Annotated in this window: 9 protein-coding genes and 1 tRNA gene; all 10 read left to right on the top strand. The window is 58.9% G+C overall.

Translation table 11 applies throughout. From position 1 onward, the window contains the following. Nucleotides 1-41 precede the first annotated feature (41 nt). The 10 genes from FHT92_RS01635 (at nt 42) to rpoC (ending at nt 13,567) form a co-directional block, all read left to right on the top strand. A complete protein-coding gene (locus FHT92_RS01635; protein ID WP_183743790.1) occupies nt 42-935 on the top strand; it encodes an NAD(P)-dependent oxidoreductase in 894 nt (297 codons plus the stop codon). Nucleotides 936-1,150: 215 nt separating this feature from the next. After that, a tRNA-Trp gene (locus FHT92_RS01630) sits at nt 1,151-1,226 on the top strand. A 189-nt stretch (nt 1,227-1,415) separates the two neighbouring features. Then, complete coding sequence (gene secE, locus FHT92_RS01625; protein WP_183743788.1) at nt 1,416-1,616, top strand: preprotein translocase subunit SecE; 201 nt, start codon at nt 1,416-1,418, stop codon at nt 1,614-1,616. Between the two features lie 17 nt (nt 1,617-1,633). Then, entirely contained in the window at nt 1,634-2,164 is a 531-nt protein-coding gene (gene nusG / locus FHT92_RS01620; RefSeq protein WP_007817111.1) for a transcription termination/antitermination protein NusG, read from the top strand. A gap of 175 nt (nt 2,165-2,339) precedes the next feature. Further along, a complete protein-coding gene (gene rplK / locus FHT92_RS01615; RefSeq protein ID WP_037110089.1) occupies nt 2,340-2,771 on the top strand; it encodes a 50S ribosomal protein L11 in 432 nt (143 codons plus the stop codon). 4 nt (nt 2,772-2,775) lie between these two features. After that, on the top strand, nt 2,776-3,477 hold the full coding sequence (rplA, locus tag FHT92_RS01610) for a 50S ribosomal protein L1 (protein ID WP_183743786.1): 702 nt from the start codon (nt 2,776-2,778) through the stop codon (nt 3,475-3,477). A 329-nt stretch (nt 3,478-3,806) separates the two neighbouring features. Beyond that, nucleotides 3,807-4,325 carry a 50S ribosomal protein L10 gene (rplJ, locus tag FHT92_RS01605; RefSeq protein ID WP_183730074.1) on the top strand — a complete coding sequence of 173 codons (519 nt, stop codon included), beginning with the start codon at nt 3,807-3,809 and terminating at the stop codon, nt 4,323-4,325. Nucleotides 4,326-4,381: 56 nt separating this feature from the next. Further along, nucleotides 4,382-4,765, top strand: coding sequence for a 50S ribosomal protein L7/L12 (gene rplL / locus FHT92_RS01600; protein WP_004669074.1), 384 nt, complete (start codon nt 4,382-4,384; stop codon nt 4,763-4,765). A gap of 259 nt (nt 4,766-5,024) precedes the next feature. Continuing rightward, nucleotides 5,025-9,167: a DNA-directed RNA polymerase subunit beta gene (gene rpoB / locus FHT92_RS01595; RefSeq protein ID WP_183822111.1), complete on the top strand. Its 4,143-nt coding sequence runs from the start codon at nt 5,025-5,027 to the stop codon at nt 9,165-9,167. Nucleotides 9,168-9,355: 188 nt separating this feature from the next. Then, nucleotides 9,356-13,567 carry a DNA-directed RNA polymerase subunit beta' gene (rpoC, locus tag FHT92_RS01590; protein ID WP_183743782.1) on the top strand — a complete coding sequence of 1,404 codons (4,212 nt, stop codon included), beginning with the start codon at nt 9,356-9,358 and terminating at the stop codon, nt 13,565-13,567. Nucleotides 13,568-13,660 lie beyond the last annotated feature (93 nt).

Here is a 13,660-nt window from a genome sequence, read left to right as displayed (position 1 = left end):
GTTTATCTATGCCTCCGATTTCATGACGCGGAGGATTTTCCATGAAAAAGCGCATTCTCTTCACCGGCGGGTCGGGCAAAGCGGGACGCCATGCTGTGCCATGGCTCGTCAACGCTGGCTATGAGGTCCATAATGTCGACCTCGTGCCCCTCGAAAGTCCTGGTGTCACCAATCTGATTGCGGATATCACCGACAGCGGCCAGATGTTCAATGCGCTCTCCATGCATCGGGACTTTCCGGATCTGGATGCAGGCAAAGGCGTGCAGCCTTTCGACGCCGTCGTGCATTTCGCTGCAGTGCCACGTATCCTGATCAAGCCTGATAACGAGACCTTCCGCATCAACACGATGGGCACCTACAATGTCATCGAGGCGGCGGTGAAGCTCGGCGTCAGGAAGATCATCGTCGCGTCGAGCGAAACGACCTATGGCGTCTGCTTCGCCGAAGGCCATCGCGATTTTCACCAGTTCCCGCTGGATGAGGACTACGATGTCAATCCGATGGATTCCTACGGCCTCTCCAAGGTCCTGAACGAGAAGACGGCCCGGGCTTTTGCTGAGCGGTCCGGTTTCGATATTTACGCATTGCGCATCGGCAACGTCATTGAGCCGCATGAATACGAGAAGTTTCCGACCTATTTCGCCAATCCGGAAATGCGCAAGCGCATCGCCTGGAGTTATATCGACGCGCGCGATCTCGGCCAGATCGTCCACCGCTGCATTGAGAAGGACGGGTTGGGTTTTCAGGTCTTCAATGCTGCCAATGACACCGTTTCGGCCAATACGCCGTCGCGAGAACTCGCCAAGCGATTCTACCCGAATGTGCCGTTCACCCGTGAGATCGGCGAATATGAGGGCCTGCTTTCCAACCGGAAGATTCGCGAGGTACTCGGCTTCAAGGAAGAACACGACTGGCGCAAATACGTGAAAGTCTGAGATTCCGGTTGGAAAATCTTGCGGTCGGGCGCATTCAATTTCGTGTCCGGCCGTCAGATGCGATGCTGTCGACCACTTCTCCCGGTTGCCTGCGGAGGAATGGTCTGAAAATCGAAAATCGCTCTTGCATATCCCGAGCCGCCGTCTTAAAGGGAGCGCCATGCTTTTCACCCGGCTCAAGACCGCAAGGTCAACAGGCTGAATGCAAAGTGTAAAGGGGTATAGCTCAGCTGGTAGAGCGGCGGTCTCCAAAACCGCAGGTCGGGGGTTCGAGCCCCTCTGCCCCTGCCATTTTCCTTGAACGGACAGCGCGCTGTATCGCAGCTTTCGGCGAGGATTGAACACATGGCGACAAATTTCGTTAAACATCGCTTTGCCTCTTGTGTATTCGGAAATCGATGTTTATTTAGGGTTCAACAGACACGCGGTGCGTGGGGCTGATAGTTTCAGCTTTACGCGCCGTAATTGCGTGGGCAGTCGATGGCATCCAAATCCAATCCGTTTTCGTTTCTGCAGCAGGTTCGCACGGAGACGTCTAAAGTTACCTGGCCGTCGCGCCGTGAGACGATGATCTCGACGGTCATGGTGCTGTTTATGGTTGTTTTTGCCGCGTTGTTTTTCTTTGCCGCTGACCAGCTCATTGGCTGGGTGCTGAGCTTCGTGCTCAATGCCGGCAACTGATACGGGTGGAGATGAAAATGGCGGCACGTTGGTACATCGTCCACGCATATTCCAATTTTGAAAAGAAGGTGGCTGAGGACATCGAGAACAAGGCTCGCCAGAAGGGGCTTGAGCATCTGTTCGAGAAGATCCTCGTGCCGACCGAAAAGGTGGTGGAAGTGCGTCGCGGCCGCAAGGTCGATTCCGAGCGCAAGTTCTTCCCGGGCTATGTCATGGTTCGTGCCAACCTGACGGACGAGGCCTATCACCTGATCAAGAATACGCCGAAGGTCACGGGCTTCCTTGGTTCGGACAATAAGCCGGTTCCGATTCCGGATTCTGAGGCCGAGCGCATCCTCGGTCAGGTTCAGGAAGGTGTCGAGCGGCCGAAGGCTTCTGTTACCTTCGAAATCGGCGAGCAGGTTCGTGTTTCCGATGGTCCGTTCGCCTCGTTCAACGGTACGGTTCAGGATGTGGACGAAGAGCGTTCGCGCCTGAAGGTGGAAGTGTCGATCTTCGGTCGCGCGACCCCGGTCGAGCTGGAATACGCTCAGGTCGAGAAGGTCTGATTTTTGAGATCGAGGCTCAGTCGTTTGTGGCTGATCCTCGCGCGGCAAATGCCGCATCGCGTGGAAGGTGAGGGGTCTTAGCCGGGCCTCAAGAATCCGAACCACGCAACCGCAGCCGCCGGAGCGATCCGGCATCAGGGCCGGGTGACCGGCCATCAGTGAAAGGCAGAGAGATATGGCTAAGAAAGTTGCAGGCCAGCTCAAGCTGCAGGTCAAGGCAGGATCGGCAAACCCGTCCCCGCCAATCGGCCCGGCGCTTGGTCAGCGTGGTATTAACATCATGGAATTCTGCAAGTCGTTCAATGCGGCTACGCAGGAAATGGAAAAGGGTATGCCGATCCCGGTCGTCATCACCTATTACCAGGACAAGTCCTTCACCTTCGTCATGAAGCAGCCGCCGGTCAGCTACTTCCTGAAGAAGGAAGCCAAGATCCAGTCCGGTTCCAAGACCCCGGGCAAGGGCGCAAAGGCTGGTTCGCTCACCAAGGCTCAGATCAAGACGATCGCCGAAGCCAAGATGAAGGACCTGAACGCAGCAGATATCGAAGGTGCAATGGCGATGATCGAGGGCTCTGCCCGCGCCATGGGCCTGGAAGTGGTGGGTTAAGACCATGGCAGGCAAGCGCACTCAGAAGATCAACGAAGGTGTTGATCCGACCAAGCTCTACGCTCTGACGACCGCCATCGGCATGGTCAAGGAACGTGCCGTCGCCAAGTTCGACGAAACCGTTGAGATTTCGATGAACCTCGGCGTTGACCCGCGTCACGCAGACCAGATGGTCCGCGGCGTCGTCAACCTGCCGAATGGCACCGGCCGTACGGTTCGCGTTGCTGTTTTCGCCCGTGGCGTCAAGGCTGACGAAGCCAAGGCCGCCGGCGCAGACGTCGTTGGCGCAGAAGAGCTTGTTGAAATCGTCCAGGGCGGCAAGATCGATTTCGATCGTTGCATCGCAACCCCGGACATGATGCCGCTCGTCGGCCGCCTCGGTAAGGTTCTCGGCCCGCGTGGCATGATGCCGAACCCGAAGGTCGGCACGGTTACGATGGATGTCGCTGGTGCCGTCAAGGCTTCCAAGGGCGGCGCTGTCGAGTTCCGCGTCGAAAAGGCTGGTATCGTTCACGCCGGCATCGGCAAGGCATCTTTCGATGCCAAGGCTCTGGAAGAAAACATCCGCGCCTTCGCTGACGCCGTCATCAAGGCAAAGCCGGCTGGCGCCAAGGGCAACTACGTCAAGCGCGTAGCGCTCTCCTCGACCATGGGTCCGGGCGTCAAGATCGAAGTGGCCTCGGTCACCGCAGCCCCGGCTGCTTAAGTTTCATCGGGCTCTGGTCCGATAGCAAGAATTCCGGCCTCGCAAGGGGCCGGGATATTCCGGAGAAATCCGGAATCCTGTCCGAGATTGCAGGTGGTTTTCCCTTAATCACTGTTGCCTGCATGAGACGGGTAAGACCCGAATTGCATGAAGTTCTGCTTCTAGGAAATCGGTTCGAGCCTTGGATGCCTTGTGCCTTCCTTGCCTTAAATGGCGCGGAGCGCGAGGGGACAGGATCCTCAAGCGTCGCTTGGGATCTCTTTTGATCCCGGGAGGCAAAGGCAACCCGGTGGGTCCGTTCAAGCGGTCCCGCCAACTGGAGATAGGCAGTGGAAAGAGCGGAAAAGCGCGAATTCGTCACGGAACTGAACGATGTCTTCAAGGCATCGGGCTCGGTTGTCGTGGCCCACTATGCTGGTGCTACAGTCGCACAGATGAACGATTTTCGTTCGAAGATGCGCGCTGCTGGCGGCACCGTCAAAGTCGCGAAGAACCGCCTGGCCAAAATTGCCCTTCAGGGTACGGAAGCGGAAGGGATTTCCAATCTCTTCAAGGGTCAGACCCTCATTGCTTACAGCAATGATCCGATCACCGCTCCGAAGGTCGTCATGGATTTCGCCAAGACCAACGACAAGATCGTGGTTCTCGGCGGCGCCATGGGCACGACAACGCTGAACGCCGAAGGTGTCAAGTCGCTTGCGACCCTGCCTTCGCTGGACGAACTGCGTGCGAAGCTGCTGGGCATGATCCAGACTCCGGCTACCCGCATTGCAGGCGTTGTTGCAGCACCGGCAAGTCAGCTTGCTCGCGTGTTCTCGGCCTACGCCAAGAAGGACGAAGCCGCTTAAGGCGGTTTTTCGCTGTACATACTCAACAGTTCGAACCGAACAAAAGGAACTAGAAAATGGCTGATCTCGCAAAGATCGTTGAAGACCTCTCCTCGCTGACCGTCCTGGAAGCCGCTGAGCTTTCCAAGCTGCTCGAAGAAAAGTGGGGCGTTTCCGCCGCTGCTCCGGTAGCTGTTGCTGCCGTTGCTGGTGGTGCAGGCGGTGCAGCTGCTCCGGCTGAAGAAGAAAAGACTGAGTTCGACGTCATCCTCACGGATGCCGGCGCCAACAAGATCAACGTCATCAAGGAAGTCCGCGCCATCACCGGCCTCGGCCTCAAGGAAGCCAAGGACCTCGTCGAAGGCGCTCCGAAGGCTGTCAAGGAAGGCGTTTCCAAGGCTGAAGCTGCTGACATCAAGAAGAAGCTTGAAGACGCTGGCGCAAAGGCTGACGTCAAGTAATCTTGAACTGCTTTTGGGAGGCGGTGCTTGCCGTCTCCCATTTGCCGTTTTTATGAACGAATTACCCAAAAGCCGCGTGAAAACGGCTTTTGGGTAATGGGTTCTTCAAGAGCATGGTCTCGAACCGAGGCGCCAAGGCAATCCGGCCTGGCTGTTTCGGGAGGTGGGACGAGGTTGAACTACTCATTGGTTGACGGGATCGACTGGCCATCGGTTCCCGTCCGTTGCAGGCCCGGATGCAATTTTTGAAGGAGCGACGATGGCTCAGACCCTTTCGTTCAATGGTCGCAGGCGCGTACGCAAGTTTTTTGGTAAAATCCCCGAAGTCGCAGAAATGCCGAACCTCATCGAGGTTCAGAAGGCGTCCTACGACCAGTTTCTGATGGTTGAAGAGCCCAAAGGCGGTCGTCCCGACGAAGGCCTCCAGGCTGTCTTCAAGTCCGTTTTCCCGATCACCGATTTCTCCGGCGCTTCCATGCTGGAGTTCGTGTCCTATGAATTCGAGCCGCCGAAGTTCGACGTCGACGAATGCCGCCAGCGCGACCTGACCTATGCTGCGCCGCTGAAGGTTACTCTCCGTCTTATCGTGTTCGACATCGATGAGGATACGGGCGCGAAGTCGATCAAGGACATCAAGGAGCAGTCCGTCTACATGGGCGACATGCCGCTCATGACGAACAACGGTACGTTCATCGTGAACGGCACCGAACGCGTGATCGTGTCCCAGATGCACCGCTCGCCGGGCGTCTTCTTCGACCACGACAAGGGCAAGAGCCATTCTTCCGGCAAGCTGCTCTTTGCTGCCCGCGTGATCCCGTATCGCGGTTCCTGGCTCGATATCGAATTCGACGCCAAGGACATCGTCTATGCCCGTATCGACCGTCGCCGCAAGATTCCGGTGACGTCGCTACTGATGGCCCTCGGCATGGACGGCGAGGAAATTCTCGACACTTTCTACACGAAGTCGCTCTACAAGCGCGACGGCGAAGGCTGGCGCATTCCCTTCAAGCCGGAAACGCTGAAGGGTGCAAAGGCGATCACCGAGATGGTCGACGCCGATACCGGCGAAGTCGTCGTCGAAGCTGGCAAGAAGCTGACCCCGCGTCTGCTCCGCCAGCTCTCCGACAAGGGCCTGAAGGCTCTGAAGGCGACTGACGACGATCTGTACGGTAACTATCTTGCCGAAGACATCGTCAACTACTCGACGGGTGAGATCTATCTCGAAGCCGGCGACGAAATCGACGAGAAGACGCTCGGCGTCATCCTCGCCAACCATTTCGACGAGATTCCGGTTCTCGGCATCGACCACATCAATGTCGGCGCCTACATCCGGAATACGCTGACCGCGGACAAGAACGAGAACCGTCAGGACGCTCTGTTCGACATCTACCGCGTCATGCGTCCGGGTGAACCGCCGACCATGGAATCGGCCGAAGCCATGTTCAACTCGCTGTTCTTCGATGCGGAGCGTTACGACCTCTCCGCCGTTGGCCGCGTGAAGATGAACATGCGCCTCGACTTGAGCGTCGAAGATACTGTCCGCATTCTGCGCAAGGACGACATCCTGGCCGTGGTCAAGATGCTTGTCGAACTGCGTGACGGCAAGGGCGAGATCGACGACATCGATAACCTCGGCAACCGCCGCGTCCGCTCGGTCGGCGAGCTGATGGAGAACCAGTACCGTCTCGGCCTGCTTCGCATGGAGCGCGCGATCAAGGAACGTATGTCCTCGATCGAAATCGACACGGTCATGCCGCAGGACCTGATCAACGCCAAGCCGGCTGCCGCAGCCGTCCGCGAATTCTTCGGTTCCTCGCAGCTCTCGCAGTTCATGGACCAGGTCAACCCGCTTTCGGAAATCACCCACAAGCGCCGTCTCTCGGCTCTTGGCCCGGGTGGTCTGACCCGCGAGCGCGCCGGCTTCGAAGTCCGCGACGTTCATCCGACGCACTACGGCCGTATTTGCCCGATCGAAACGCCGGAAGGCCCGAACATCGGTCTCATCAACTCGCTGGCAACCTTCGCACGCGTCAACAAGTACGGCTTCATCGAAAGCCCGTACCGCCGCATCGTCGATGGCAAGGTGACCAATGACGTGCTTTACCTCTCCGCCATGGAAGAGGCGAAGTACTACGTTGCCCAGGCCAACGCCGAACTGACGTCGGACGGTTCCTTCGTCGATGAATTCGTCGTCTGCCGTCACGCCGGCGAAGTTATGCTCGCCCCGCGCGACAGCATGAACCTGATGGACGTTTCGCCGAAGCAGGTCGTTTCGGTTGCAGCCGCTCTCATCCCGTTCCTGGAAAACGACGACGCCAACCGCGCTCTCATGGGCTCGAACATGCAGCGTCAGGCGGTTCCGCTCCTGCGCGCTGAAGCGCCGTTTGTCGGCACAGGCATGGAACCGGTCGTCGCCCGCGACTCCGGTGCTGCCATCGGCGCACGCCGCGGCGGCGTGGTCGACCAGGTGGACGCGACGCGTATCGTTATCCGCGCCACGGAAGACCTCGAAGCCGGCAAGTCCGGCGTCGATATCTACCGCCTGCAGAAGTTCCAGCGTTCGAACCAGAACACCTGCGTCAACCAGCGTCCGCTGGTTACAGTCGGTGACGTGGTCAACCGCGGCGACATTCTCGCCGATGGCCCGTCCACGGATCTGGGTGATCTGGCTCTCGGCCGCAACGCGCTCGTCGCGTTCATGCCCTGGAACGGCTACAACTACGAAGACTCGATCCTGCTCTCCGAGCGTATCGTTGCCGACGACGTGTTCACCTCCATCCACATCGAAGAATTCGAAGTGATGGCGCGTGACACCAAGCTTGGTCCGGAAGAAATCACGCGCGATATCCCGAACGTTTCGGAAGAAGCGCTGAAGAACCTCGACGAAGCCGGTATCGTCTATATCGGTGCCGAAGTTCAGCCGGGTGATATCCTGGTCGGCAAGATCACGCCGAAGGGCGAAAGCCCGATGACGCCGGAGGAAAAGCTCCTGCGCGCCATCTTCGGTGAAAAGGCATCCGACGTGCGCGACACGTCCATGCGCATGCCGCCCGGCACCTACGGCACGATCGTCGAAGTGCGCGTCTTCAATCGCCACGGCGTTGAAAAAGACGAACGCGCAATGGCAATCGAGCGCGAAGAGATCGAGCGTCTGGCAAAGGACCGCGACGACGAGCAGGCGATCCTCGACCGTAACGTCTACGGCCGTCTGATCGACATGCTGCGTGGCCAATCCTCCATTGCTGGTCCCAAGGGCTTCAAGAAGGGCACCGAGCTGTCGAACGCCGTCATCTCCGAGTATCCTCGCTCGCAGTGGTGGATGTTCGCTGTCGAAGACGAAAAGGTCCAGAGCGAGCTGGAAGCACTCCGCGGCCAGTACGACGAATCCAAGTCGCGCCTCGAACAGCGCTTCATGGACAAGGTCGAAAAGGTCCAGCGCGGCGACGAAATGCCTCCGGGCGTCATGAAGATGGTCAAGGTCTTCGTCGCTGTTAAGCGCAAGATCCAGCCGGGCGACAAGATGGCTGGCCGTCACGGCAACAAGGGTGTCGTTTCGCGCATCGTGCCTGTCGAAGACATGCCGTTCCTCGAAGACGGCACGCATGTCGACGTCGTTCTGAATCCGCTCGGCGTGCCCTCGCGCATGAACGTCGGCCAGATTCTCGAGACGCACCTTGGTTGGGCTTGCGCCGGCATGGGTCGTCAGATCGGCGAGATGCTGGAGGCCTACAAGGCCGGCGGCAACATTGAGCCGCTCCGCAAGACGATCGGTGACGTTGTCGGTGACGGTCCGAAGGCCGAGCAGGTCAAGGATTTCGACGATGAATCGGTTCTGCGTCTGGCCGACCAGTGGAAGCGTGGCGTGTCCATCGCAACCCCGGTCTTCGACGGTGCGAACGAAGAGAACGTCAATGAGATGCTGCGTCTGGCAGGTCTCAAAGACACGGGTCAGTCGACGCTGTACGACGGCCGCACCGGCGAGCAGTTCGACCGCCAGGTCACGGTTGGCTACATCTATATGCTGAAGCTCAACCACCTGGTCGACGACAAGATCCATGCTCGTTCGATCGGTCCGTACTCGCTCGTCACCCAGCAGCCGCTGGGCGGTAAGGCGCAGTTTGGCGGCCAGCGCTTCGGCGAAATGGAAGTCTGGGCCCTCGAAGCTTACGGTGCAGCTTATACGCTGCAGGAAATGCTGACGGTGAAGTCGGACGACGTTGCCGGCCGTACCAAGGTCTACGAAGCGATCGTCCGTGGCGACGATACCTTCGAGGCTGGTATTCCGGAAAGCTTCAACGTTCTCGTCAAGGAAATGCGCTCGCTGGGTCTCTCGGTGGAGCTCGAAAATTCCAAGGTTGAGGACCTGCAGGCTGCAAGCCAGCTGCCGGATGCCGCCGAGTAACCACTTGATAGGGTGTGCGCCTTAATAGGGCGCACACCGTTCCCGCCGTGGCCCCAAAACGTGTTGGCCGGGCAGGGACGCTTTCGCCGCATTCTGCGGTTATTGTCGTTTAAGCGCTGGTGCGGCTCCCGGGAATTCGCCGCCAACCTCGCAAGCTAAGGGCGCTTTCGCCCATGAAGGAGACAGGCATGAACCAAGAGGTCATGAATCTTTTCAATCCGCAGGTGCCTGCACAGAACTTCGATTCCATCCGGATTTCGATCGCTTCTCCGGAGAAGATTCTTTCCTGGTCCTACGGTGAGATCAAGAAGCCGGAAACCATCAATTACCGCACGTTCAAGCCGGAACGCGACGGTCTCTTCTGCGCGCGCATCTTCGGGCCGATCAAGGACTACGAGTGCCTGTGCGGCAAGTACAAGCGCATGAAGTACAAGGGCATCATCTGCGAAAAGTGCGGCGTCGAAGTCACGCTGTCGCGCGTTCGCCGTGAGCGCATGGGCCATATCGAGCTCGCAGCTCCTGTTGCCCACATCTGGTTCCTGAAGTCGCTGCCGAGCCGCATTTCCACGCTGCTCGACATGACGCTGAAGGATGTCGAGCGCGTCCTCTACTTCGAAAACTACATCGTCACCGAGCCGGGCCTGACCGCGCTCAAGGAGCACCAGCTCCTGACGGAAGAAGAATACATGCTCGCCGTCGACGAATATGGCGAAGACCAGTTCACGGCCATGATCGGTGCAGAAGCCATCTATGAGATGCTGGCATCGATGAACCTCGAAAAGATCGCTGGCGATCTGCGCTCGGAGCTTGCCGACACCACGTCGGATCTCAAGCAGAAGAAGCTGATGAAGCGCCTGAAGATCGTCGAGAACTTCATGGAATCCGGCAACCGTCCGGAATGGATGATCATGAAGGTCGTCCCGGTGATCCCGCCGGACCTGCGCCCGCTGGTTCCGCTCGATGGCGGCCGTTTCGCAACGTCGGATCTGAACGATCTCTACCGTCGCGTCATCAACCGTAACAACCGCCTGAAGCGCCTGATCGAACTGCGCGCTCCGGGCATCATCATCCGCAACGAAAAGCGCATGCTGCAGGAATCTGTCGACGCGCTCTTCGATAACGGCCGCCGTGGCCGCGTCATCACCGGCGCCAACAAGCGTCCGCTGAAGTCGCTGTCCGACATGCTCAAGGGCAAGCAGGGCCGCTTCCGTCAGAACCTGCTCGGCAAGCGCGTCGACTATTCCGGCCGTTCGGTCATCGTGACCGGTCCGGAACTGAAGCTGCACCAGTGCGGCCTTCCGAAGAAGATGGCGCTCGAGCTCTTCAAGCCGTTCATTTACGCCCGTCTCGACGCCAAGGGGTATTCCTCGACCGTCAAGCAGGCCAAGAAGCTGGTTGAGAAGGAAAAGCCGGAAGTCTGGGATATCCTTGATGAGGTTATCCGCGAGCATCCGGTTCTCCTGAACCGTGCACCGACGCTGCACCGCCTGGGCATCCAGGCCTTCGAACCTACCCTGGTCGAAGGCAAGGCCATCCAGCTGCACCCGCTCGTCTGCACGGCCTTCAACGCCGACTTCGACGGTGACCAAATGGCCGTTCACGTGCCGCTGTCGCTCGAAGCCCAGCTCGAAGCCCGCGTTCTGATGATGTCGACGAACAACATCCTGCATCCGGCAAACGGTGCACCGATCATCGTTCCGTCGCAGGACATGGTTCTCGGCCTGTATTACCTGTCGATCATGAACCAGAACGAGCCGGGCGAAGGCATGGCCTTCTCCGATCTCGGCGAGCTGCACCACGCCCTCGAAACCAAGGTCGTGACGCTGCACACCAAGATCCGCGGTCGCTTCAAGTCGATCGGCGAGGATGGCAAGCCCTACTCGAAGATCTATGAAACGACGCCGGGCCGCCTGCTTATCGGCGAACTCCTGCCGAAGAACGGCAAGGTGACCTTCGATATCTGCAACCAGGAAATGACCAAGAAGAACATCTCCAGGATGATCGACGCGGTCTACCGTCATTGCGGCCAGAAGGACACGGTCATTTTCTGTGACCGCATCATGCAGCTTGGCTTCAGCCATGCCTGCCGCGCCGGCATTTCGTTCGGCAAGGACGACATGGTCATTCCGGACACCAAGGCCAAGATCGTCAACGACACCGAAAATCTGGTGAAGGAATACGAGCAGCAGTACAACGACGGTCTCATCACGCAGGGCGAAAAGTACAACAAGGTTGTCGACGCCTGGGGCAAGGCAACCGAAAAGGTCGCCGAAGAGATGATGGCCCGCATTAAGGCTGTCGAGTTCGATCCGGCTACTGGTCGTCAGAAGCCGATGAACTCGATCTACATGATGTCCCACTCGGGTGCTCGTGGTTCTCCAAACCAGATGCGCCAGCTGGGCGGCATGCGCGGCCTTATGGCCAAGCCGTCGGGTGAAATCATCGAGACGCCGATCATCTCGAACTTCAAGGAAGGCCTGACCGTCAACGAGTACTTCAACTCGACGCACGGCGCCCGTAAGGGTCTGGCAGACACCGCCTTGAAGACCGCAAACTCCGGTTACCTGACCCGCCGTCTCGTCGACGTCGCGCAGGATTGCATCGTGACGCACGTTGATTGCGGCACCGAAACCGGCCTTACCATGACCGCCATCGTTGATGCCGGTCAGGTCGTTGCTTCGCTCGGCGCCCGCATCCTCGGCCGTACGGCTCTCGACAACATTGATCATCCGGTCACCGGCGAGCGTATCGTCGATGCAGGCAAGATGATCCTCGAGCCCGATGTCGCGGAAATCGAAAAGGCTGGCATCCAGTCGATCCGCATTCGCTCGGCATTGACCTGCGAAATCCAGACGGGCGTCTGCTCGGTCTGCTATGGCCGTGACCTTGCTCGCGGTACGCCGGTTAACATGGGCGAAGCCGTCGGCGTCATTGCCGCTCAGTCGATCGGTGAACCGGGCACGCAGCTCACCATGCGTACGTTCCATCTTGGTGGTACGGCAACCGTGGTCGACCAGTCGTTCCTGGAAGCCTCGTACGAAGGTACGGTGCAGATCAAGAACCGCAACGTGCTGCGCAACTCGGAAGGCAACCTTGTTGCGATGGGCCGTAACATGACCGTCCAGATCCTGGACGAGCGTGGCGTGGAGCGCTCCTCGCAGCGTGTCGCCTACGGTTCGAAGCTGCATGTCGATGAAGGCGACAAGGTCAAGCGCGGTCAGCGTCTGGCAGAGTGGGACCCCTACACCCGTCCGATGATGACGGAAGTGGCCGGTACCGTTCAGTTCGAAGATGTCGTCGACGGTCTCTCGGTTCTGGAAGCGACCGACGAATCCACGGGTATCACTAAGCGTCAGGTTATCGATTGGCGTTCGACCCCGCGCGGTTCGGACCTGAAGCCGGCCATCGTTATCAAGGACGCAAGCGGCAATGTCGCGAAGCTGTCGCGCGGTGGCGAAGCTCGCTTCCTGCTCTCGGTCGATGCGATCCTGTCCGTCGAGCCGGGCCAGAAGGTCTCGCAGGGTGACGTTCTTGCCCGTTCGCCGCTGGAAAGCGCCAAGACCAAGGACATCACCGGCGGTCTGCCGCGCGTCGCAGAACTGTTCGAAGCTCGTCGTCCGAAGGACCACGCCATCATCGCTGAGATCGATGGTACGATCCGCCTCGGCCGCGACTACAAGAACAAGCGTCGCGTCATCATCGAGCCGGCGGAAGACGGTGTCGAGCCTGTCGAATACCTGATCCCGAAGGGCAAGCCCTTCCACCTTCAGGAAGGCGACTATATCGAAAAGGGTGACTACATCCTCGACGGTAACCCGGCTCCGCACGACATTCTGGCGATCAAAGGCGTGGAAGCCTTGGCTTCCTACCTCGTCAACGAAATCCAGGAAGTCTATCGTCTGCAGGGCGTTGTCATCAACGACAAGCACATCGAAGTGATTGTCCGCCAGATGCTGCAGAAGGTGGAAATCACCGATGCAGGCGACTCGACCTATATCGTCGGCGACAACGTCGACCGTATCGAGCTCGAGGACGTCAACGACCAGCTCATCGAGGAAGGCAAGAAGCCTGCCAGCGGCGAACCGGTTCTGCTCGGTATCACCAAGGCATCGCTGCAGACTCCGTCCTTCATCTCGGCCGCTTCCTTCCAGGAAACGACCAAGGTGCTGACGGAAGCTGCTATCGCCGGCAAGACCGACGGCCTGCAGGGTCTGAAGGAAAACGTCATCGTCGGCCGCCTGATCCCGGCCGGTACCGGTGGCACCATGACCCAGATCCGCCGCATCGCGACGGCTCGCGACGACCTGATCCTGGAAGAGCGCCGCAAGGGCTCCGGGGCAGGGGCCGCAACGCCGATGCTACAGGACCTGGCGAACGAAAGCGCTCCGGCTGCCGAGTAATCGGCAGTTATGCATCTTTGACATTCAAAGCCGCCCGGAGAAATCCGGGCGGCTTTGCTTATCAAGATCGTCAGAAATATAGGGTCCGTTGAG

This window comes from Rhizobium sp. BK377 (assembly GCF_014193935.1).
Classification (GTDB): domain Bacteria; phylum Pseudomonadota; class Alphaproteobacteria; order Rhizobiales; family Rhizobiaceae; genus Rhizobium.
Note: the sequence above shows the minus strand (reverse complement) of the source record. Positions and strands in the feature narration are given on the sequence as shown.